Genomic DNA, 23,134 nt, shown 5'->3' on the forward strand with positions numbered 1-23,134 from the left:
GACTGCGTGTTCTCTTTTTGCATTTTTTCAGACTGCTTGGGTTTAGAGACTTACGTTGGGTGTAAATGGAACGAATCTTGTTCAGCAAGCCCTAAATAGCTATCCGTGTCATCCTCTAGTTTATGACTTCTATTTGAACTTGGCAATTCGGGGACATAATGGTCAGGATTATTATGTTCATCTAAAAACTGTTTCCTAGAAATTCCTCTCTCAGCCGCACTAATTTGATGTTTTCTAAACTCGTATCCCGGTTTATGACCCATATCCCACGGTTCTTCTTTGTTCATTACTTTTTTAGTGAGTGGGTCTCTTACTTTACCATCACTATCTTTGGCATTATCCCAAACTTTGCCCTAAAGATGACGCCCATGCTGGGCGTACAAATATAAACAGCGGATCGGGAACCCCGATCCGCTGTTTGCACTTCTATTACAAACTGTTATTGGCGAATACAGGCAATACGATTTCGACCGTTGTTCCTTTTCCTACCTCGCTCGAAATAGATACATGACCGCCGTGTCTTTCAATGATTTGAAAGCTGACCATCATCCCAAGGCCTGTGCCGTGCTCCTTGGTCGTAAAAAACGGATGGCCGATCCGCTCCAATTGATCGGCAGGTATGCCGCTGCCTTGATCAATCACACGCACGACAATCCGGTCCTCTTCCAGCTTGTTCGCCCGAACCGTAATGATACCGCCATGCGGCATCGCCTCTACCGCATTTTTCATCACGTTGATGAATACCTGTTTAAGCTGATTCTCATCGCCGTCAATGAAGGGAAGGCTCTGTTCGCATTCCTTGACGATTTCGATACTGTTCATAATCGCTTGAGACTCGACCAAGGTCGTGACGTGCTCCAGCAAACGGTGAATGTCTACCGGCAGGTATTGAACCGCCCGAGGCTTGGCCAGAATCAGCATTTCACCCAATATCTGTTCAATCCGGTTGATTTCCGATGAGATGATGTCGTAGTACTGCTGCTTATCCGCCGCTCCCGATTTCAGAAGCTGGATAAAGCCTTTGACGGCGGTCAGCGGATTACGAAGTTCGTGGGCAATTCCCGCGGCCAGCTGTCCGACGAGCGACAGCTTCTCCGAATTTTGCAGCAATTCCTGCGCCTTGCGGGCTTCGCTAATATCTTTTGCAATAATGCGCACGGCATAATGCCCTTCATACCAGGTAGGAACCGCCGAAAACTCCACCTCAACCGGCTCTCCCTGCACGGTAATAAACTTGCCTTTAAACGTGGTAACGAAATCATCGTTACTTAACGTTTCGGTCAGACTGGATGCCGCCTGAAGCACGTCCGGATCAATGAAATCGTGGACCGGTTTGTTCAGCAGCTCGCCCCTGTTGGCGGCTCCCAACAGCCGGACAGCCATTTCGTTCACACAGACCCACTTGCCGTCCTGCTGAATAAGGAGCGCTTCCGGCATCTCTTCAATAAGCCTCCTGTATTTCTCCTCGCTTTTCAGCAGCTCTTCCTCAGCCTGTTTTCTAGTAGTAATATCCCGTCCGACCGTCATAATATTACTGATCTGTCCATTTTCATCCTTGATTAATTTAACCGAATTTTCCATCCATATGTAATTTCCTTTTTTATGTAAGACTCGGCATATATGTATACAATCATCTGTATAACCATCCATGTGCTTACTCTGTATCTGCTGAAAATCCTCTGGATGAATCAATTCGGCAGAATTTCTCCCGATCAATTCCTCCTCATGGTATCCCAGCAGGCGGTGTATAGCCGGAGAGGTATAAAGAATGATACCTTCCGGATCACAATACGAAATAATATCATGCGAATGGACCGCGATCAGCTCGTAAAGCTGCGGACATTTTTGTTCCTGCACCGGAATAATCGGATTTGTCCCCAGTGCTGTATCATTCCCCTGCCGTTCATCATGATTCCGGGAATCCCCCCCGGGCTGGGTCAGGTATAAAATGAACCAGGCCTCCGTACCCGTTTCCTCGCTTACGTATTTGGAAGCCGTTATTCTTAAAGGCACCGCATAGCCTTCCCGGTGGCGCCAGTCGAATTCCATCTGACGGGAGGTGCTTTCACTTGAAAGCAGGTTCAGTTCATCCCAAAACTTCCTCTTGTTTTCCAAGCTGTCGGGGTGGCACAAATCATCGATCATTTGTCCGACAAATTCCGACTCCGAATAACCCAAAATCTGGCATAACGCCTTGTTAGCTGCCAATAAACGGCCGGAAGCGGCTGCCAAAGCCATACCTGCCGGGGAATGATGGAAACTAAGGAGAAACAAGGGGTGATTAATAAGATTGTCTATAGCCATTCCATGCCTCCTGCAATTTTTCCAGCCACTAGTATTATTAAAGAAAACATTCTATGTACAGGCCGGTTTATCCTTCTATTCTAATGCAAAAAATTCATCTTTTGGCTGACAATGAGTGAGCCCTTTCGTTGAAAAACAACGGCGGCGCACAAGCAAGAAGGTAACGGCAGGTTCTTCAAGACGCATGCGCATAAGGTAAAGACTACCCGTGTGCAATGATCGCCAAAAAGGTCCTTCGCGCGAAGCAAAGGACCTTTTTGAGGTGATGAGGTTCTTATATCAATAAAGTGAGAGCGCCAATGTGTCTCTCTCGTTAATCGAATGAAGGATCGCTTCACAGCCTACCACTTCAATACTAATCAACGTTTGAAGACATTTCTTCAGTGCATGTCTTCCCGTCTCTAACTTATTGTCCAACGCCGTCTTCAGCAGCTTTAACGTTTTCTTATTCAAGTTGTCGGCGAAAACGGGGATTTGTTTGTTTTCGATCGTGACGAACACTTTCATCCCTAACACCGTCCCTACATATCAGATTTGCTTATTTATTGATAGGATAAATTACGATTATTAAAATAAGCTTAAAATATTATTACAAATTGTCAACATCTTTTTGCATTTTTTTTAAGAAATGATGCTGACTTGAAAAATCGAATATGATTCTCGTGAAGGACAAACCATATATTCGACAAAGTGTGAGGGAAGCAGGAAGAGTGTCCATTTCCCGGGAAATTCGTCGAGTCATTATTTCGGGCTAATGGAATCAGTTATAGGAAAGCTCCCATTCGCGGCTTACAAGGAATTTTCTGCTGCTAAGCCATATATATCCATGCGGCCACCCCTTGGTGCTTATTGCTTTTAGTTGTTATTATATTATAATAATTATAATTTTCAATAGATACAAACAAATTAAATAACCCTCCTCTTTGCGGCTGGTGAACATTTCTCCACGGCCCATATAGGGGGGATTTGAACATCACATTACACTCCGTCTTCCCATTTTCTCTTCATCCTCGAAAAATGAAGGCTGAATATCCCCTTCAAACGCCGGCGATCGTTGCCGATCATGCGTTCCCTGCCTTTTCACCTCCGGCAACTATGGATTTCCCTCCCATCCGCAACCGGGATCTGATCATGAATAACGCTTGAACATCAGATCAGCTTCATCCATTCTTCATCAAACCTTCATATGATGATCATGACCGTTTTGCATAACACTGATATTATTAAATAATAATTAGATTAAGTCTAATTTTAATTTTAAAGGAGGACGCTATGCAAATCACGATCAACGATGCCATTCGTCATTTACAGGCGGCTAATATTCGTATGACAAAACAAAGAGAGCTCATTTTGGAGCATTTATATTTGAAATTATCTCACCCTACGGCTGAAGAATTGTTCGAGTCGATTTATGCCGCTTATCCGAAGTACGTGAGCATGACGACTATTTACAAAAATCTCCGCACGTTAAAGGAGCTGGGGCTGCTGAAGGATTTTCATACTCATCATGGCGATATTCTGCGGTATGATACGAATACCGAGCCTCATCATCATTTGTATTGCGTTCATTGCGGCAAAATCCAGGACTTTACGGCGGCCCTGCCGGCATTAGCCGAATTCGGAGACGGCTTCCGGCCGGAGAACGCCTATCTTGAAGTATCCGGTATATGCGATTCCTGTGAGCAGCTTCAGCTTCAAGGCCAAAGCTTCAAAGTCGCCATTTGAAGGGGAACGTAATCACGAAACTGAAAAAAGCACTCACCGAAAGGAAAACCTTCCGGCGGGTGCTTTTTGAACGTTCACTTGCTTATTCCGATTATTTCCAAGGCAGCAGTTTGCGTTCAAGCCACTGAAGTCCCCGATTGAAGAGAAGGCCTAACAAAGACAGGAGCAGAACCCCAACCATCAGCTTCGTTGTAATCATCAAATTCCCGTAATGCAGAATCATCGATCCGATTCCTTGTTGAGCCGCGATCATTTCCGCCGATACCAGAAGCAGTAAGGAGGTACCGGCCGCGAGCTTAAGCCCGGCGAAGATCATCGGCAGGGCCCCGGGAAGAATGACCTTCCGAATGACGTTCAGATGGCTGGAGCCGAACGTAACCGCTGCTTTGATCCATATGGGATCCACGTTCTTGACGCCCGAGAATGTATTGATCACCACGGGAAAAAATACACCAAGGGCAATCATTGTAAACTTGGGCGCTTCCCCGATGCCGAGCCATAGAATAATCAAAGGCAGCAAAGCAATTTTCGGAATCGGATAAATGGAATACACCACAGGCGAAAGTACAGCGTCCGCCCAGCGCGAAAAGCCCAGAATGAGCCCGATCAGAATGCCGCTGACCGCGCCAATGCCATACCCGACGATAATCCGGGACAAGCTGGCCAGGATGTTCTCATGCAGCTCGCCGCTGGACAGCATCTCCCAGCCGTCCGATAAAATCAGCGTCGGAGCAGGCAGGAACAATGGCGGCACAAGCCCCAGCCGGCAAATGATCTCCCACAGAAGCAGGAGACCGACAATACCGAGCACGGACGCATAAGCCGGTATTTTCTGCTCCAGGAAGGATACGCGGTTGCGAATCACATGCCGCTGCAGTCCTTGTGCCGAAGCATGGGCAGTCCTTTCCGGTATCGATTCATTTGATGCTTGACTCATGCCCTAACCCTCCTTCAGCGCTTCCTGTGCATCATGCCGGATCAGCTGCCAGATTTCATTTGCGTACCGCTCGAAGGCCGCGCGATGCTCTTCCCGGTCTCTTCCCGTCTTGGGAAGATCGATATGAATCACTTCCTTGATTTGTCCCGGATGACGGGAAAGCACGATCACCCGGTCAGCCAAATAGACCGCCTCTTGAATATTGTGAGTGACATATAAAGTGCTTAATCGGGTACGGTTCCAGATGGAAAGCAGCTCCTCCTGCATCAGCGTACGCGTCTGCGCATCCAACGCGGAGAACGGTTCGTCCATCAGCAGCAAATCCGGTTCGACGGCAAGCGCCCTGGCAATGCCCGCGCGTTGACGCATCCCGCCCGACAGCTGTTTGGGATAAGCCGATTCAAATCCCGTGAGCCCGACCATATCGATATAATATTTGCCTTTTTCCTGCTGCTCCTGCTTGCTCGCACCCTGCTCTTCCAGACCGAACACCACATTCTCGTAAACCGTCCTCCAGGGAAAAAGCGCAATTTCCTGAAAAACGATGCCGAGCCGGGGAGGTTTGTCCGAAGATAAACCCTCAAAATATACCTCTCCTCCCGAAGGAGACAGCAACCCGCCGACAATATTGAGAAGTGTAGACTTCCCGCATCCGCTGGGACCGACCAATACCACAAACTCTTGCTCTTCAATCGTAAAGTTGATATTTCTAAGAGCGGTAACCTCTCGCTTCTTCGAGTCGATAAACCGTTTCTCCACGTTGTCCACTACGATTCTCATGGCATTATTTCTCCAGCTTGCTGAGCGCTTCGTCCAGCAGAGCAGTATTTACAATCTCTTGGGTGTCGATGGCTTTGTCGATCAGCTTCTCTTTGGCATACCATTCTACCTGCGTTTTGATGTCTTCGGCCAAAAGCTTCCCGTCACGATCGATATAAGGAAGTCCTTGCTTCACGACTTCTTCGGGTTGGTCCGTGTATTTGGCAACGATCTTAACCACTTCGTCATAATTGGCTCCCGGTACGAGCTTGCCGTCTTTTTTGGTCAGCACTGCATCGTAGTAATAGCGTGTAGCTTTGGCATACGCCTTCAAAAAGCGTACGGCCGCATCCTGGTTGCCCGCCAGCTTGGGTGAGAAGAAAATACCGGAGGTTTGATACTCGATTTCGTCTCCTACCTGAGCGATGACTTTACCGTAACCTTCCTTCACTACAGCGGTGATGTTCGGCTCATTCAGCATAACCGCATCCACCTGCTTGCTCTTGAGCGACTCCATCAAGCCTTTAATACTGTTCAAAGGCACCAATTGAACATCCTTCAGCGTCAGTCCGTGCTTTTCAAGCAGGCGTCCGGCCATGTAATGATAGGTTGATCCGGTTTGTGTAATACCGATTTTCTTTCCTTTCAATTCCTCAATCGCTTTGACCGGAGAATCGGATGGAACCATCAGGGCTGTAGAAGAATAGCCTTCTTGCTCTCTGCCTTTGTCGGCAACAATCACGAGCTTTTGCCCGCCGGCTACCATGTTGTACAAGCTTGCCGTAATTCCGGTTGCCCCCACATCCACGCTTCCTCCTGCAGTGGCTACAGCAATCGGCTGCGCCGCATCGAACCATTTGGCTTTCGCGTCGATATTTTCCTCTTGAAAGAATCCTTTCTCAAGCCCGATAAATAATGGCGCGGAACTGGCCAGCTTGAGCATGCCGATTTCTACCGATACCGCTTCCGTTTGCGTTTTGGGGGATTCTGTTGCGTTCCCCGGTGCTGCTTCCTTATTCCCGCAGCCTGCAAGAGCAGTGGTGATGAACAGCACTGCAGTCAATGCGAAGAGTGATGCTTTTTTCATTCTGTTAACCCTCCAGTTTTTCTAGTTGATTTTGTGGCAAATCTTAAATGCATTCGACACGTATTTGCAATATTCCTTCAAAGCTTCTAAATTTATGGCATGACCGGGTCGAATGGTATGTGCTAATGTAAATCAAAGTCATGAAATCAACAGCCGGCTTTTCCTCCTTCAAGTCTTGTGCTGCGGCATGTCAATACCTCCGCATAAGAAATAGACCGCTCCGCCCAAGGACCCGGTCTACGGTCTGCAGCTCTTATGATAACACTGCACAGTCTGGTACTTCAAGCCAGATCGCAATCCTCCTTCATTTTTTGTCGATAACCCGGAACGATGCGGTTGCCATCGAGCACAAAATGTTATTTTCGTTCTTTAGCGTTGCCTGGGTGGTAATCGTTCTGGCTGACATATGAACGATTTCCGCCACCGCCGTCACTTTGCCCTTGCCTGCCGGCGCGGTAAAATGCATATTCAAGCCCGAAGTGACGACATCGCTGTCCGGACGGGCGGTCATCGCTGCAAGACCCATCGCGGTATCGAGCAGCGACGTATGCACGCCTCCGTGAAGAATGCCGATGAAATTCAGATGGTGCTCTTTCACATCCAGCGTGACGATGGCCCTATGTTCGTTCCATTCCACCAATTCACAGCCCAGATAGCCCCAAAAGGTATGCTGAGCCTCCTCCAGCATGCGTTCGATTTTTTTTTGAATTTGTTCAGTATTCACAGTATCTCTCCATTCGGCGGCCAGACGTTCCTGCCCCAGTGTTCGAGCTCCTTTGCTTTCAAGGACTCTTCTTCCTTCCGGACAATATAAGTTTACACCGTTTCACCGCGGAAGGGGATCGGCACGCCCAAGGCGGCGGCTTCTTCCCTATCCGATGCATAAACGGCGCCTCCTCGATTTCCCGGGGAACCTATTGAAGCCTCCGGCAATTGTTCTATCTCTCATACGGTCCTTGATATCATAATACCCTTTCTCGTCCATTCGCGCCATATCCGCCGCATATATCCAACCATCTTCCGGCATACGGCACGCGGCCGGGATCCTTCAGATGGTTCCATCGGATTAGCGCACGAATTTCTCCGACTCCAACACTCTGGCGGCGATTTGCCGCTTTAGCCCCACCGTATTGACCGGCGTACGGCGGGCCAGCTTCTTTAATACGGAAAGCTGAGTGCGCAGCACGTCTCCGGTCTCTACAGCCGACAGTGTCTCTTTGGCAAGCGACTCTATCCTTTCGAACGCCTCATGCACGAAGACCCTTGTCATATCGATGGCGCATGCCGTTTTGTCTTCGCCCTGTTTTGCGATCCGTTGTCGGGTACGAAGGAGTGAGCTTTCCATAGCATAGATCTGAATCATCATATCCGCCAGATGGCTGAGCGCTTCCTGTTCCTGCTCAAGCTGCGTCTGATATTTCTGGACGGCGGCTCCGCCCGTCATCAGAAATATCTTTTTGGCCATGGAAACCAGGTGCGTTTCTTCCTCTAATATGCCCTCAAACCGCTGCCCCGAAACGAGCTGAAGCAGATCCGACTGAAGCGCCTGCACTTTCTGGATGAGCGGCAGCTCGCCCTTCATGGCGCGTCTCATCAGCGTGCCGGGGATGAGCAAACGATTGATTTCATTCGTCCCTTCAAAGATGCGGTTGATCCGCGAATCACGGTATATGCGCTCGATTTTGTATTCCTGGATAAAACCGTAGCCGCCGTGAATCTGCACGCCTTCATCCGCTACGAACTGGAGGGTTTCCGAACCAAACACCTTATTGATGGAGTACTCCAGCGCATACTCGGCTATCGCCTTGGCGGACTGGACTCCCGCTTCCGGACTGCCGTGATCGATATCGCTGAGCCCCGCATCCATCAAGCCCGCCGTACGGTAGACCATGCTTTCAAGCGCATAAGTACGAACATTCATTTCGGCCAGCTTCTTGCCGATGAGCGGAAAGGCGGAGATTGGTTTGCCGAATTGCTTGCGTGCATTGGCATATTTGGCGGATATTTCGATTGCATCCTTCGAGGCGCCGAGACAGCCCGCGGCCAGCTTGAAACGGCCGATGTTCAGTATATTGAAGGCGATTAAATGGCCTTTGCCCGCCTCCCACAGCAGGTTTTCCACGGGAACCTTTACATCTTCAAGGATGAGCGCGCAGGTGGAGGACCCTTTGATGCCCATCTTCTTTTCCTCCGGACCGATGCTTACGCCTTCCATCTTCCGCTCCACTATGAAGGTGCTGAAGTCCTTTCCGTCCACCTTCGCATAAACGATGAAAATATCCGCGAAGCCCGCGTTGGTGATAAATTGCTTCATCCCGTTAAGGACGTAATAGCGGCCGTCCTCCGATAGACGCGCCGTCGTTTTCGCGCCAAGCGCATCCGAGCCCGATGAAGGCTCGGTCAGGCAGTAGGCCGCGATGAGCCTGCCGCTGGCCAGATCGGGCAAATATTTCTTTTTCTGCTCCGGCGTGCCGAAATAAACGATCGGGAGAGTGCCGATGCCGACATGGGCACCGACGGACAGTGCGAAAGAAGAGGCTTTGGACAACCGCTCACTGATCAGTGTCGTGCTGACTTTGTCGAGTCCGAGTCCGCCCAGCGCTTCCGGCACATCCGCGCCCAGAAGTCCGAGCTCGCCGCTCTTTTTCAGCAGCTTCAAGGTCAGCTCGTAGTTCAGCTTCTCGATTTCCTCATCGACCGGAAGCACTTCGCCTTCCACGAAATCTGCCGTCGTCTCCGCAATCATACGCTGCTCCGCCGTCAGTTCATCCGGTGTAACGATGGCTTGACAGTCCAGGTCTTCCAAGACAAAACCGCCGCCTATCACTTTGTCCGCCATATCCATCTCTCCTCCATCGTATGATATTTCAACCCGCTATTTCGGGTATACTTCAAACACACCGGCCGCCCCCATGCCGCCGCCGATGCACATCGACACCACACCATAACCTCCGCCGCGGCGACGCAGCTCGTAGATCAGGCCTGCCGTCAGCTTCGTACCCGTGCAGCCGAGCGGATGACCGAGAGCAATCGCGCCTCCGTTGACATTCACCAGGCTCTCATCCAGCTGAAGCTCCCGGATAATATGCACACATTGAGAAGCGAACGCTTCATTGATTTCAAAGAGCCGGATATCCTCCAGGCCGAGACCCGCGCGCTCAAGTGCCATGGGGATCGCCTCTACCGGTCCGACGCCCATGATTTCAGGGTTTACCCCCGCCAGGGCGAACGAGCGAAAGGCAGCGAGCGGCGAAAGTCCCAGCTTCTCCGCTTTCTCCCGGCTCATCACGAGTACGGCCGCTGCACCGTCGCTCATCTGCGAGGCGTTGCCCGCGGTAACGGAGCCGCCCGCTTTGAACACCGGCTTCAGCTTGGCCAGTCCCTCCAGCGTCGTATCCGGACGAATCCCTTCGTCCATATCCAGTACAACCGGCTTCTCCCAAGGCTTGCCGTTATCGCCAAAGCCTCTGAGCGACGTGTGAACCGGAACGATCTCTTCCTTGAAGGCTCCAGACCGGACGGCCGCTGCCGCTTTGCGGTGGCTCGACATCGCGAACCGGTCCTGAACCTCGCGGGAAATGCCGAAGCGGTCTGCCACATTCTCCGCCGTGTGGCCCATGCCGATATAGGCCTGCGGCATCTCCTGCACGAGCTTCGGATGCGGCGACAGCTTGAAGCCGGTCATCGGCACGCGGCTCATGCTTTCCACGCCGCCTGCGATGATGATATCGGCGCCGCCCGCGATAATGCGCTCGGCTGCAAAAGCGATCGACTGCAGGCCCGACGAACAGAACCGGTTGATCGTCAAGGCCGGCACCGTCGAAGGGAATCCGGCGTACAGCGACATGATACGGGCGAAATTCAAGCCCTGCTCCCCTTCGGGCATCGCGCATCCGATGATGATGTCCTCTACGTCCTCTTTCTTCACGCCCGGCACCCGGTCAACGACAGCCTGAAGCACCGTTCTCCCCAAATCCTCCGCACGGGTATGGGCCAAGCTGCCTTTTTTTGCCCGGCCTACCGGGGTGCGGACAGCGGAAACAATGACGGCTTCTCTCATGAGCGTTCACCTCTCTTCGATTCGCTTAGTTGCGCAACGGCTTGCCTTTGGAAAGCATATGCTGCATACGCTGCTGCGTTTTCGGTTCGCCGCAAAGGCTGAGGAACGCTTCGCGCTCCAGATCCAGCATGTATTGTTCGGTCACCATGGTTCCCGCAGGAACGTCCCCGCCGGCAAGCACATGAGCCAGCTTGCCGGCAATCAGCAGATCGTGGTCGCTGATATACCCGCTTTGCCGCATGGTATATGCTCCGAGCTGCATAACCGCCTTTCCGTCTGCGCCGACCACCCGGATTTTTTCTTTCGGCGGCAGTACATAGCCCTCATGCACGAGCCGAAGTGCCGATTGCTTGGCTTCATGGATCAAGCGCTCCTGATTTGCGACGATCCTGTCTGAGGCACGAAGGTAACCGATTTTCCGGGCATCGTGGGCGCTTGTCGACACCTTGGCCGTGCCGATATTCATGAACAGCTCGTTGATGTGCGGCTGCAAATCCGCCTCCGGATTTGGATTCGCCCGGCTTAGCCGCAGCGCCAGCTCCTTGCAGCCCCCTCCCGCGGGAATCAATCCAACCCCTGTTTCCACCAGACCGTAATAGGTCTCCGCGTATGCGCACACCTCGTCAGCCGGCAGACAAGCCTCGACGCCGCCTCCCAAGGTCATGTGGTGAGGAGCGGCAACAACGGGTTTTTCAAAACCTTTGAGCTGCATCATCGTGTTCTGGAAAATTCGGATAATGCTGTCGATCTCCTCCCACTCTTCGTTCTGCGCTTCCATCAGCAGCAGCATAATATTGGCGCCGACGCAGAAATTGCGGCCTTGGTTTGCGATGATCAGCGCGTCGTAATTTTGGCGCACCTCTTCCACACTTTGCTGAATCATAAACAGAATATCGGCGCCGATCGCGTTGTTGGGCGAATGGAATTCCAGGCACGCCACGCCGTCGCCCACATCAATCAAGCTGGCGCCGCTGTTGGCGCGGATGATCTTGTTCTGCTCCTTCAAGCTGCGCAGCGAAATGTTCTCGGCAGGCTGATCGGCCGCTTTATATTCCCCTTTGTATACGTAAAATGATTTCCCGTTGGCATGCTGATAGAACGATTCCTTCCCGGATGCAATCCATTCCTTGACCCATACCGGTATGCGCTCCCCCTCCTTCTCCATTCGTTCGACGGATTTTACGAGCCCGATCGCATCCCACGTTTCAAACGGCCCCAGCTCCCAATGAAAGCCCCATTTCATCGCCTTGTCGATATCCGCAATCGAATCGGCGATTTCCCCGACTTTGTCCGCCGAATAAAGCAGCGTTTTCTTCAAAATGTCCCAGGCAAGCCCGGAATAGCGATCCTTGGCGCCGAGCAGCGCCTTCGTCTTTTCCTTGGCTCCTTTGGCCGTTTTGGCCGCCTCAAGCGAGGGGGATGCCGGCTTCCTGCTCTTGCCGTAAGCCATCGCGCCCAAATCGAGGGACAAAATTTCACTGCCCTGCTCTCCCTTGACCTTCTTATAAAAGCCCTGACCGGCCTTCTCGCCGATCCACCCGAAAGACACCATGTCCTTTAGCACCTGCGGCACTTGAAAAGCCTGTTTTTCCGGACCGCCGTCCAATTTTTCATAGACATTATTCGCTACATGCACAAAGGTGTCCAATCCCACAAGATCCAGCGTCCGAAAGGTGGCGCTTTTCGGCCGGCCCATGGCCGGGCCTGTGACGGCGTCTACTTCGTCAACGGTATAGCCTTTGTCGATCATCGTTTGCAGCGTGACCAATAAACCGTAGGTTCCGATTCGATTGGCGATAAAATTCGGCGTATCTTTGGCTACCACCACGCCTTTGCCAAGTCTTTTCCCGCAAAATTCCGTCAATCGGGCCACAATATCCGGATCGGTCGTTTCACCCGGAATGATTTCCAGCAGCTTCATATAGCGCGGAGGATTGAAGAAGTGCGTGCCGAGAACGTGCCGTTTAAACGCTTCGCTCCGGCCTGCTGTCATCCCGTCGATGGAAATGCCCGACGTATTGGAACTCACAATGATCCCCGGCTTCCAATGATTTTCGATTTTGGCCAGCAGCTCCCGCTTTATATGCAGGTTTTCCACGACCGCTTCGATGACCCAATCGACGTCCCGAATTTTACCGAGATCGTCCTCCAGGTTCCCCGGCGTAATCCGGCTGAGGAAGGCGTCGTCATACAGCGGCGACGGTTTGAGTCTGGTCAGTCCGGAAAGCGCGTTTGCCGCCAGGCGGTTGCGGACGGCCGGATGCTCCAGCGTCCATCCTTTGGCTTCTTCATCCGGCGTCAATGCTGCCGGAACGATGTCCAGCAGCAGGCTGGGAATGCCCGCATTGGCGAGATGGGCGGCAATGCCCGCTCCCATGACGCCTGAGCCGATCACGGCAGCTCTATTGATGTTTGTTGCCATGCGCCTCTTACCTCCTGTACCTGTTATTGTTCTTGGACTTTGGCATGACCGAATACCGCTCTGTAACCCCTTACATCTATTGTTATTCCATTTATACAAGAACCATTGACAACGGTTAGCGGATTTCATAAGATGGAATCAGAAAATGAATGAGTATTCATTCATAATGTATTTCAATCTTATCACCGGGGTGCGAAGATGACAAGTAAAAAAATAAACAATAAATTCCATTTGATCCTGGACGCTGCTGTCAAAATCTTCGCCGAAAACGGCTATCATGGATCGCAAGTGTCGAAAATTGCCCGCGAAGCCGGCGTCGCTGACGGAACCATTTATTTATATTTCAAAAACAAGGAAGATATTCTCGTGTCGCTTTTTCGGGAACGGCTGGGCGAGTTGGTGGGCAAGTTCAAGGAAAGCGTCGAAGCGTCGTCCACGGCCGATGAAGCGCTCCGCAAAATATGCGAAATTCATTACACCGAGCTGGAGCAAAACACGGACCTCGCTTACGTTACCCAAATTGAATTGCGGCAAAGTTCATTGGAGCTGCGCAAAGCCATAGGTCAAGCAGTCAAACCATATATTCAATTAATAGAAGCCGTACTGGTCAAAGGCATGGAAGAAGGAACCTTCCGCCAAGGGCTGGATGTCAAATTAACGCGGCTGCTGATCTTCGGAGCCATGGATGAAGCCGTCACCTCCTGGCTGATCTCAGGACGCAAATATTCGCTGAGCAAGCAGATCGAACCGACCGTCGAGTTTTTCCTTAAGGCCCTTAAGCCTTGACCTTCTTCTGCCATTTACCTTGGAAAGGGGAATTCCGGATGAATGTATATGTGATGCTGAAGCAGACGTTTGATACGGAGGAAAAGATCGTCATTGCCAATGGAAAGATCTCGGAAGAAGGCGTCAAATTCGTCATGAATCCTTACGACGAATATGCTGTGGAAGAGGCAATCCGCATAAAGGAGCGGTTCGGGGGACGCATTGTTGTCGTTTCCGTCGGGCCCCAACGCGCTTCCGAGGCGCTGAGGACCGCGCTTGCCATGGGCGCGGACGAAGCCGTCCTGATTTCGGACGACCGCATTTCCCAGGACGAATATGTGGTATCGGAAGTTCTCGCCGCATATTTCGCGGATAAGACGTATGATGTGATTCTCGGCGGCCATTTTTCCATCGATAACGGCGCAGGTCAGGTGGCCGTGCGTTTGGCGGAGCTGCTGCATCTTCCTCACGTATCCTCCGTTATCAAGCTGGAGCTTTCCGCCGGAACCGCCAAAGCAGAGCGCGATGCCGAAGGCAATGTGGAGCTGCTGGAGGTATCTCTTCCGGCCCTGTTCACCGCCCAGCAGGGGCTCAACGAACCACGATACCCGTCCCTGCCCGGCATCATGAAGGCAAAGAGGAAGCCGTTTCAACAGCTGACGCTTGATGATCTGTCCGTAACACCAGAGGCTCTTATACCCAAAACGTCGTTAATCGGGCTGTTTCTTCCTCCGGCAAGACAGGCCGGACAAATATTGCAGGGCGAAATGCCTGAACAGGCAGCCAGGCTTGTCGAACTGCTTCGCACGCAATCCAAGGTCATTTAGACGGCCTGTGAAGGAGGAAATATTCATGAGCAGAACGTATGCGATCATTGCCGAACATCGTGACGGAAAGCTACGTCAGGTCACTCTGGAAGCACTTCAAGCAGCGCAAATCGCGTTACCGGAAGGGGGCCGTATTACGGCCATTATCATGGGAAGCCAAGTGGATTCTCTGGCCGATGAGCTCGCCGCCTATCCCTTTGCAGACATTCATCTGATCGAGCATGACAGCCTTCGGCATTACCATCCGGAGGCTTATCTTGCTGCGCTTGCCGGCGTTCTTGATACGATTCGTCCGGACGCCGTGTTCATAGGACATACGGCTGTCGGGCGCGACCTTGCCCCTGCCATCGCTGCGAAGCTGAAAGCCGGCCAGCTGTCGGATGTCATTGCGGCCGAGTCGTCCGGCGAAGGGATCCTATTCACCCGGCCCGTATATGCAGGGAAAGCCTTTGAGAAAAAAAGGTTTACCGATTTCCCATGGGCTGTCACCATAAGGCCTAACAATTTTCCCGCAGTCCCGACAGCCGGCGGAGCGAAAGCCCCCATCGTGAAAACCGCTTACTCCCCTCCCCCGACCCTTCGATCCGTGGTGAAAGACGTTGTCCTCAAGACGTCAGGCAAGGTAGATCTGACAGAGGCGAAAATTGTCGTATCCGGCGGCCGCGGGGTCAAGAGCGCGGATGGCTTCAAGCCTCTCGAAGAGCTGGCGGAGGTATTAAATGGGGCCGTCAGCGCATCGCGTGGCGCATGCGACGCCGGATATTGCGATTACGCCTTGCAAATCGGCCAAACCGGCAAAGTCGTGACGCCGGAAATTTACATCGCCTGCGGCATCAGCGGCGCCATCCAGCATCTGGCCGGCATGAGCCAATCGCGCATCATCATCGCCATCAATAAGGATCCGGAAGCCCCTATTTTTAAAATGGCCGATTACGGCATTGTCGGAGATTTGTTCGAGGTTGTTCCCCTGCTCATCCGGGAATTCAGGAAAGTACTGGAATAACGAACACAAAGCCCGTCAGGCGTTTAGCCGGCGGGCTTCTCGTTTCGGACATTAAGGACCCAGCAGTTTTTGAAGTCCTAAAGTCGTCCAAGGGATATAGGTGATAATCATAAGAATAAGACATGAAATAATTAAGAACGGAATTAAGCTTCGCGTAAGCCTCTCGACTGAAACGTTCGCAACCGCTGAGGTCACAAACAGGATGGATCCGACCGGAGGGCTGATCAGCCCTAAAGTTAAGTTAATGACCATGATCACACCCAGGTGGATAGGATCAACCCCATAATGAACGGCTATAGGTAAAAGAATTGGAGTTAACAGGATCAAAGCCGGCACTCCCTCCAGAACGGTACCTATGAGCAGCAGCAGCAGATTGACCAATAACAAAAAGACGAACTGGTTATCCGCTACGGCCAGGAAAGCATCGGTAATCAGCTGGGGAATTTGATTGAAATTCAAGACCCAACCGAAAATATCGGACATCGCCAATAAAAAGGTGACAGTCGAGGTGGTGATAATGGTTCGCACCAGAATGCCCGGCAAATGCTTCCATTTCAACTCCTTATAAACAAAACCGCCGACCAGAAATGCAACCAGAACCGCAACCGCCGCCGATTCCGTTGCTGTAAAGATCCCCGTAGTAATCCCAACCATAATGAGCACCGGAATGCTCAAGGCAGGCAGCACATAAACGGTACCTTTCAGCACCTGGGACCAACTGGATCGATCGGATCTCGGAAAATTTCGTTTTTTGGCAATCGTGTAAATATATAATCCAAAGCCCAGACCAAAAATAATACCGGGCAGAATCCCTGCCAAAAACAAGCTGCCGATCGATACGCCCGCCGTTACTCCGTATATAATGAACGGCATGCTGGGGGGAATGAGCGGAGCTACAACCGATGCGGATGCGGTAAGCGCACTGCTGAAATCCCGGCTGTACCCTTCCTTTTCCATTACCGGAACCACCGTTTTGCTCATCACCGCCGTTTGTGCGGTGGATGATCCGATAATCGTGGCGAGAAACATGTTGGCTACGACATTAACATAAGCAAGCCCACCGCGAAAATGTCCGAATATGACTTTGGCAAATTCAAGCAAACGATTGGTAATCCCGCCTTGATTCATAAATTCGCCCAATAGAATAAACATCGGGATCGCTACAAGGCCGAAATTTTGCAATCCGTTAAACAGCTTGGACGGCATAGACTGTAAAATAGTGAGATTGCCCGTCGTTAACACGTAGATCAGTGTCGTAAGACCCAGCACGATCGCAATCGGCACCCCAATAAACATTAATGCAAAAAAACCGATCGCTGTAGTCATTTAGCATCCCCCCTTGCCCTAAAAATATATGCCGACACTAATTTGTTGATATGATCGATAGTAAATACAATAATGCACAGCATAGATATAGGGACGACGGAATACAAAATCCACAAATTGATGGGAATCGTGGCTGAAAGTTGATTGACCACACTGGGACTCTTAACCCACAGGATAGAGTAGTAGCCAATCACCGCTGCAAACAGTAAGGTGCATAAATGAATAAAGATGTCCGTAATCAGCCTGAACTTGGGGGAAAGACGGTCAATGAGGAAGGTGACCGCCGCCATATCGGCACGTTTAACCCCTAAGCTCGCGCCTAAAAAAGTAATCCAACAAAATAGGTACAATGATAACTCATCGGCCCAGAAAATCGGATGGTTTAACACATATCGAAACATAACCGCAACGATCATGTTAAACGTTAATACGACTCCTATGGCTACACTGACCCAAATCAGTAACCTGTCAATGATGTTAGCTATAGTAGAGATGATATTTGGTTTGGGTTGAATTTGTTGGATTTCTTCCATAGAACAGATACCTACTCTTTCGAAATCTCTTTAGCTTTTTCTAGGAACTTGCCGATTTCCGGAGCCTTTGCAATCCACTTATCCTGAACCGCCTTGATGTATGGTTCAAATTCCGCTTTGTTGGTTAATTGATGCGTAGTCAGTCCAAATTTTGTGCTGGCGTTTGCGAGCAAATCTGCCTCATTCTTTTCCACATATTCAACATTGTATTTCATGGCTACATCAACCGCATCTTCTATCAGCTTTTTATCTTCATCGGACAATCCGTTCCATCTGTCTTTGTTGATCAGAATGCCGCCTGCCCAATACATATGTTTGCTCGGCGTCATGTTCTTGGCAATCTCCGTCAATTTCTCGGAAATGACCGACTCCGTATCGATATCCACACCGCCGATTACGCCGGTTTGCAGTGCCGTATACACTTCGGTTAGCGGCATTGGGGTCGGGCTGACTTTGAGCGAAGTCAAGAAGTCAAGAATGGTTGGGCTCGGGGTCGTTCTCAGCTTAAAGTTCTCCAGATCCTTAATTCCTGTCACCGGCTTCGTAGCCAAGAAGTATCGGAAACCGGAGCTTGCATAGCCTAAGCCTTTGACATTGTCATTCGTTAATGTATCAAATAAGGCCATGGATTCCGGGCTTGTCCACAATTCGTAAGCTTGCTTGTGGTCATTCACCAGGAAAGGCATTAACCATGCGCCAAAGGCAGGGGAAGAACTGCTCAATTGAGCTGTGGTGATGATCGCCATATCCAGAGATCCGGTATTTAACTGCTGCATCATATCGGTTTCGTTACCCAATTGCCCTCCCGGGAACAATTGAACGGTAATCCGGCCGTTGGTTTTGGCCTTAAGCTCTTCACCTATTTTCCATGCCGTTTGGGCGAGTCCGCTGTTCTCCTTCGTAATGTTGGCGAATTTCAATACCAGCTTTTGTTGATTCTTCCCGTCATCACCGCTGCTTGTCCCCCCGGCGCTCTCGCCTCCGCCACCGCATGCGGCAAGCAAGGACGCAATCATGATCCCGATTGCCGCGGTTTTAAACACTTTTTTTGTTTTTCTCATTCTGTAAGCCTCCTAACTTAATGTGCACACATGATACAAGAGTAAAAATAGTTCTATATACAGGGCTGGTTTAACCAGTCTGAATAGAATCCAAATCGCAGCTACCCTTCATGAAAAGGGTGTAAAAGCCAGGGTGTAAAAGCCCATGAGCGGAGGCAACCTGCAGCCATTAGCGGCACTCATCGGGCTTCGTTCCCTTTGTCACGTTGCAATCGCAAATCTTTGCCAGGCACGTCCGTACTTCAATCCGTCATTTTCACAATAAGACCTGCTATATACCTATATCGGCATTCCTGCTGCCTTTTTTTCTATCATTTTGACCATTTTTTGCAAATGGTTTTATCACGCATGAATTTTATTGGCCTTTGGAATAATAACGTACCTCAAACGTCTTACAGCCATTTGGAGATATCCAAGGGCCGTGCTTCATACCCGGAGGCCGGCAAGCTACCATTCCCGCTGTAAATTCCTGATTGAGCGTCAGGTCAATCAAGGAGCCTTCGATCACGTAAAGCTCTTCCCAAAAATCATGAATTTGCACACCGTTCGGAGTGGTGTCCGTGCCCGGTTCGAAGATAAGAATCCGTGTAGCCACTCCCGTTTCCGGGTCCTTCGCAATCACTCGTTCACTTAGACCCTTTACGTTGGTAAAAGGCTTTTGTTCAAATTTCGTATAATCGGTAAATTCCAGTTCCGGTTTTGCCATTGTTAATCCACCTCTGAGTCCTTTAAAATTTTGGTTTCATAATTTATGGTAAGTTTTCTATTGTTTATCTTATCATGAAGTTCCGCCTTGAAAATACCTCCAAAGTAAAATTTTTCAGTTTTCAAGGGAAGCGTTCCGCAATACAGTGCAATACCAGGGCTGTCATACCCGCGCTGCTTTACCAATTCAAGCAAATCCATCGGATTCAAAAAGGCGCTAAGCGTACCTGATTGATACAGCACTTCTTCTCCGTCAACTTGAACCCAGCTGTTCAGCTCAATCTCGTCCCAGTGTTCGGAAATCGACTCAAACGTCCACAATTGCTTGGAAATGATTTTGGCGCACACCTGTTTTGACTTCTGAATCGATACGGCCTCAAGCACACGATCGGTATGGTCACTGCCCAAACCGATATACCAGGTGCCGTCGATATCCAGCAGTACGACCTCCGCCTCGCCGCTGCTGTCATTGCCGACAACGCTGATCACGTCAGTATTGCTTAATAATTCCGGCGCCAGGTCGTACATCATCGGAACCTGCCGGGGAGCCGGTATCCCCAATTCTTTTAATTCTTCAATATGGTGTTTGACCGCTTCCTGGTCTTTATTGGTATATCCCGCTATAACCAATCTTTGCGGTACAAAATTTAATATTTTTCTCTCGTGCTGAAATTCCATGTCTGTATCTATCCTCCCGGGTTTATCATTATAAAACGCGATGTTTTAGAGAAGGGAAGACTTCACGAATTTGGTCCACTTGCTCAGGATGGATTTCAGTTTTCACAATCGTTTCGTGTTCCCCGCCGGATGCGACAACCGTTCCCCATGGATCCACAACTCGGCTGTGGCCCCCCATGAAGACGTTTCTTGTCGTTCCGACGCAATTGCAAGAGATGAGGAAGCATTGATTCTCCAATGCTCTGGCTGAATTAAACAGCTGCCAATGCGCCAAGCGGGAATGCGGCCATGCCGATGTAACGAGCAGCAGCTTGGCGCCTGCGTCCACCTGCTTACGGTATAATTCAGGAAAGCGCAGATCATAGCAGGTGGTGAGTCCGACGCGTCCGAATTCGGTATCGTAGACTCCAATGTCTTCTCCCCGCGTCAACAATTCGCCTTCCAATGAACCATAGCGGAACAAATGGATTTTGCGGTACGTACCCACGATGGCTCCCGTCCGGTCAAATAACACGCTCGTGTTATAATACTTATCCCCGTCTTTCTCCACAAAGCTTCCGGCAAACAAGTACGCGTTCAGTTCTTTTGCTTTTGCGGAAAAACGCTTTACGAACGGGCCGTCCATAGGTTCGGCTTCCGCCTTGTAGCGGTCAAACGAGAAATACCCGGTAGCCCAAATCTCAGGCAGCACGATCAAATCGCTGCCCTTGGCCTGATCCAGCAGACCATCCGCCCGTTCGATTCTTTGTTCTTTCGTTTCGCTGTCCTTGATTTCTAATTGAATGGATGCTACTTTCATGCCCTCAGTTCCTTTCTGTTAAGCAGATCCGGAATTATCCTACCTCGATTTCTTTTTCCGTTTTTGCCGTTTCATTCCCAGGCAGCCCGTAGCTTGCCAGGAAGCGGTCAACGATAGCAACCGGCTCTCCGTATCCGTAATTGCGGAACGAGTACCCTTTAACCACAAACGGAGCTCCGTTGTAGAACATTTCGTACTGCTGGTGGCGTCCGCCGAACTCAGATCCGATAATGTCCCAGGCCAATTTGAACAGTTTTACTTTTTCCTCCCCTTTGGCCCCTGTGGAGGAACGGATATATTTTCTCATGTCGTCTTTCGTTTCAGGGTTTATCATTTCCTTATAGGAGGAAGGCACCTGCAGTACGCCGCCGCCTACCAATTCTCTCAAGATGCGGATAACAGACGAATAAATGGTATCCTGCATCCCTACGACGCCATACAGATAACGCGCATTCGGGCGGGCTACGCCGTTCTTATCGATGCTGCACTGATATTCCGAGGCCATCAGCATGCCTTCCACCATGGCCGCTTGCGACGCCAGCTCCCCAAGCCGCTCCTGAACCTGCGGGAATTTATCGGTACCGTTCATTTCCGTTACTTTCCTCGCCACGCCGATCACGAACTTCAGCTTGGCGGACAAGCGGGTTTGCGCCTGGTTGTTGCCCAGGACGTGAGCAGGCGTTCCGTGGAACTGCGCGCGGGTTGCTTCGATGTCTTTGTACACGAATACGTGCTCCCAAGGGATAAACACATCCTCAAATACAACAAGCGAATCGCTCTCATCATACTGCGTCGACAACGGATAATCGAAAGTGCTCGGCTTGTCGGCTGCGAAGCTGGGACGGGCATAAAGCTTCAGTCCCGGTGCATCCATCGGCACGACGAACGAAATCGCATAATCCTCGTCTCCCGGACGCAGCGGTGTAATGCAGCTGCAGAACAAATAGTTGCTGACGGCCGAGCTTGTGCCGAGCATTTGCGAGCCGCGCACGACAATACCGTCTTCTCTTTCCTCGTATACACCTACCGGCAGGAACTTCTCTTCCTGTTCGTTGGCTGCTTTGCTGCGGTCAATTTGCGGTGGAATGATGACGTAAGTGACGAACAGATCGTTGTCCCTTGCATATTTGTAAAAATCAATCACATACTTGGCACGGTCGCCGAATACCTCGGGATGGCTCGCGAACCCTGCCAGGAAACTGGCCACATGATCCGGGCTGCGTCCGGCAAAACCGCAGGTGGCTTCCGCCCATTTATACATTGCCTCACGGCGTGCAGCCAAATCCTCTCTGCTTCTTGGAATCATAAACATCTTGTTGGCAACCGTACCGTCTTCCGTTGTGTACGTCATGCCGTTAGCCGGATCGGCGGACATATCGTACATCTTGGAGAAGGTGTTCACGATTCCTGCGAATGCCGGGTGGGTCGTCACATCTTTTACACGCTCTCCCCCGATATAAATGGTTCTGTTATCCTTCAGAGATTCTACATATTGTTTGCCGTTTCTCATGCTTTTGATCTTCCTTTCCGAAGGTAAATATATATTTTTGAATTTTGTACACTGTGTGATGTATACACTGATAACGATAATTAAGCGTTATAGATGGCCTCTTTGACCTCAGTATCGAGTTTTTTGACCAGGTCAGCATTATATGTTTTAACAAATTCAAGCTTCGTAGTGATTTTCCCGCCGTAGAAAATAATATCTCTGATTCCTTCTACCTGTACTTCAATCAAGGCAAGCTTCAAGGTCAGCCCTTCGGTTTTGGCTACTTTGACAGAAGCTTTTCCCGTTAAGGAGAATACGGACTCTTGAGCAGTAAAATTCAAAAGCACCGCAGGATCTTGTTCAATGATTTTGATGAAATCGGACTTAGCGTCGATCGCAAAACGAATCGTTGTTGCGTTTACGGCATACACCCAAGACAAAGCCGTCGAATAAATAGCCCCGCTTTCCTTCTCAACCACATTAAGCAGCACGATGTTGTTTCCCTGCAGCGCATCCACCATTTCGGGAGTCAATTCCGTTAAAACTTTTGACATGGCATTCCTCTCCTTTTTGGAATATCAGATCTATAGGCATTTTATAAATCAACAGTGTAATAAAACAGCGGGCTTTGGAGCAAAATAGGAAAGGATTTCG

At 50.4% G+C, this 23,134-nt stretch carries 21 protein-coding genes and 1 pseudogene; 4 read left to right on the forward strand and 18 right to left on the reverse strand.

All coding sequences use genetic code 11. The annotated features are described in order from the left end of the window. Nucleotides 1-50: 50 nt before the first annotated feature. The 3 genes and pseudogenes from BLT35_RS14025 to BLT35_RS14035 all read right to left on the reverse strand — a co-directional run. Nucleotides 51-350, reverse strand: a pseudogene (locus BLT35_RS14025) (HNH/ENDO VII family nuclease); the annotation flags it as partial. A gap of 79 nt (nt 351-429) precedes the next feature. Continuing rightward, nucleotides 430-2,304 carry a PAS domain-containing sensor histidine kinase gene (locus tag BLT35_RS14030; protein ID WP_074728502.1) on the reverse strand — a complete coding sequence of 625 codons (1,875 nt, stop codon included), beginning with the start codon at nt 2,302-2,304 and terminating at the stop codon, nt 430-432. 279 nt (nt 2,305-2,583) lie between these two features. Beyond that, nucleotides 2,584-2,811 (reverse strand): hypothetical protein, encoded by a 228-nt coding sequence (locus BLT35_RS14035; RefSeq protein ID WP_054817559.1) that lies wholly within the window; start codon nt 2,809-2,811, stop codon nt 2,584-2,586. Nucleotides 2,812-3,576: 765 nt separating this feature from the next. On the opposite strand from BLT35_RS14035, the gene BLT35_RS14040 reads away from it, so the two are divergent. Next, the gene (locus BLT35_RS14040) at nt 3,577-4,029 is read left to right on the forward strand and encodes a Fur family transcriptional regulator (RefSeq protein ID WP_074728504.1); all 453 of its coding nucleotides are present in this window, start codon (nt 3,577-3,579) and stop codon (nt 4,027-4,029) included. A gap of 91 nt (nt 4,030-4,120) precedes the next feature. Here the strand turns inward: BLT35_RS14040 and BLT35_RS14045 are convergent, their stop codons facing one another. The 7 genes from BLT35_RS14045 to BLT35_RS14075 all read right to left on the reverse strand — a co-directional run bounded on the left by BLT35_RS14045 (nt 4,121) and on the right by BLT35_RS14075 (nt 13,294). Then, entirely contained in the window at nt 4,121-4,966 is an 846-nt protein-coding gene (locus tag BLT35_RS14045) for an ABC transporter permease (RefSeq protein ID WP_082660869.1), read from the reverse strand. 3 nt (nt 4,967-4,969) lie between these two features. Further along, nucleotides 4,970-5,746, reverse strand: coding sequence for an ABC transporter ATP-binding protein (locus BLT35_RS14050; RefSeq protein ID WP_054817557.1), 777 nt, complete (start codon nt 5,744-5,746; stop codon nt 4,970-4,972). 4 nt (nt 5,747-5,750) lie between these two features. Continuing rightward, a complete protein-coding gene (locus BLT35_RS14055; protein ID WP_074728506.1) occupies nt 5,751-6,812 on the reverse strand; it encodes an ABC transporter substrate-binding protein in 1,062 nt (353 codons plus the stop codon). Nucleotides 6,813-7,116: 304 nt separating this feature from the next. Next, on the reverse strand, nt 7,117-7,536 hold the full coding sequence (locus BLT35_RS14060; RefSeq protein WP_249929595.1) for a PaaI family thioesterase: 420 nt from the start codon (nt 7,534-7,536) through the stop codon (nt 7,117-7,119). Nucleotides 7,537-7,878: 342 nt separating this feature from the next. Beyond that, a complete protein-coding gene (locus BLT35_RS14065; RefSeq protein ID WP_083351299.1) occupies nt 7,879-9,651 on the reverse strand; it encodes an acyl-CoA dehydrogenase FadE in 1,773 nt (590 codons plus the stop codon). A 36-nt stretch (nt 9,652-9,687) separates the two neighbouring features. Further along, a complete protein-coding gene (locus BLT35_RS14070; protein ID WP_054817554.1) occupies nt 9,688-10,872 on the reverse strand; it encodes an acetyl-CoA C-acyltransferase in 1,185 nt (394 codons plus the stop codon). Between the two features lie 25 nt (nt 10,873-10,897). Beyond that, nucleotides 10,898-13,294 carry a 3-hydroxyacyl-CoA dehydrogenase/enoyl-CoA hydratase family protein gene (locus BLT35_RS14075; RefSeq protein ID WP_074728510.1) on the reverse strand — a complete coding sequence of 799 codons (2,397 nt, stop codon included), beginning with the start codon at nt 13,292-13,294 and terminating at the stop codon, nt 10,898-10,900. Nucleotides 13,295-13,492: 198 nt separating this feature from the next. Here BLT35_RS14075 and fadR point away from each other — a divergent pair, with 198 nt between their 5' ends. The 3 genes from fadR to BLT35_RS14090 are packed head-to-tail and all read left to right on the forward strand — an operon-like array spanning nt 13,493 to nt 15,889. Next, nucleotides 13,493-14,080, forward strand: a complete 588-nt coding sequence (gene fadR / locus BLT35_RS14080) for a fatty acid metabolism transcriptional regulator FadR (protein WP_074728513.1) — start codon at nt 13,493-13,495, stop codon at nt 14,078-14,080. A 38-nt stretch (nt 14,081-14,118) separates the two neighbouring features. After that, a complete protein-coding gene (locus BLT35_RS14085; RefSeq protein WP_054817553.1) occupies nt 14,119-14,886 on the forward strand; it encodes an electron transfer flavoprotein subunit beta/FixA family protein in 768 nt (255 codons plus the stop codon). Between the two features lie 25 nt (nt 14,887-14,911). Then, nucleotides 14,912-15,889, forward strand: a complete 978-nt coding sequence (locus BLT35_RS14090) for an electron transfer flavoprotein subunit alpha/FixB family protein (RefSeq protein WP_074728515.1) — start codon at nt 14,912-14,914, stop codon at nt 15,887-15,889. Between the two features lie 51 nt (nt 15,890-15,940). On the opposite strand, the gene BLT35_RS14095 is transcribed toward BLT35_RS14090, so the two are convergent. The 8 genes from BLT35_RS14095 to BLT35_RS14130 all read right to left on the reverse strand — a co-directional run bounded on the left by BLT35_RS14095 (nt 15,941) and on the right by BLT35_RS14130 (nt 23,034). Beyond that, on the reverse strand, nt 15,941-17,215 hold the full coding sequence (locus tag BLT35_RS14095; protein ID WP_074728517.1) for a TRAP transporter large permease: 1,275 nt from the start codon (nt 17,213-17,215) through the stop codon (nt 15,941-15,943). Continuing rightward, nucleotides 17,212-17,748: a TRAP transporter small permease gene (locus BLT35_RS14100; protein ID WP_074728519.1), complete on the reverse strand. Its 537-nt coding sequence runs from the start codon at nt 17,746-17,748 to the stop codon at nt 17,212-17,214. The genes BLT35_RS14095 and BLT35_RS14100 overlap by 4 nt, the downstream gene beginning before the upstream one ends. Nucleotides 17,749-17,759: 11 nt before the next feature. Further along, a complete protein-coding gene (locus tag BLT35_RS14105; protein WP_074728521.1) occupies nt 17,760-18,809 on the reverse strand; it encodes a TRAP transporter substrate-binding protein in 1,050 nt (349 codons plus the stop codon). A 355-nt stretch (nt 18,810-19,164) separates the two neighbouring features. Then, nucleotides 19,165-19,515 carry a cupin domain-containing protein gene (locus BLT35_RS14110; protein ID WP_062409752.1) on the reverse strand — a complete coding sequence of 117 codons (351 nt, stop codon included), beginning with the start codon at nt 19,513-19,515 and terminating at the stop codon, nt 19,165-19,167. 2 nt (nt 19,516-19,517) lie between these two features. Next, on the reverse strand, nt 19,518-20,192 hold the full coding sequence (locus BLT35_RS14115; RefSeq protein WP_054817547.1) for a DUF2848 family protein: 675 nt from the start codon (nt 20,190-20,192) through the stop codon (nt 19,518-19,520). A 28-nt stretch (nt 20,193-20,220) separates the two neighbouring features. Next, nucleotides 20,221-20,991, reverse strand: coding sequence for a carbon-nitrogen family hydrolase (locus BLT35_RS14120; RefSeq protein WP_062409753.1), 771 nt, complete (start codon nt 20,989-20,991; stop codon nt 20,221-20,223). 34 nt (nt 20,992-21,025) lie between these two features. Next, entirely contained in the window at nt 21,026-22,501 is a 1,476-nt protein-coding gene (locus tag BLT35_RS14125; RefSeq protein WP_054817545.1) for a 4-hydroxyphenylacetate 3-hydroxylase family protein, read from the reverse strand. Between the two features lie 80 nt (nt 22,502-22,581). Further along, nucleotides 22,582-23,034 (reverse strand): PNPOx family protein, encoded by a 453-nt coding sequence (locus BLT35_RS14130; protein WP_062409754.1) that lies wholly within the window; start codon nt 23,032-23,034, stop codon nt 22,582-22,584. Nucleotides 23,035-23,134 lie beyond the last annotated feature (100 nt).

The sequence above is a fragment of the Paenibacillus naphthalenovorans genome, from assembly GCF_900099895.1.
Taxonomy (GTDB): Bacteria; Bacillota; Bacilli; order Paenibacillales; family NBRC-103111; genus Paenibacillus_G; species Paenibacillus_G naphthalenovorans.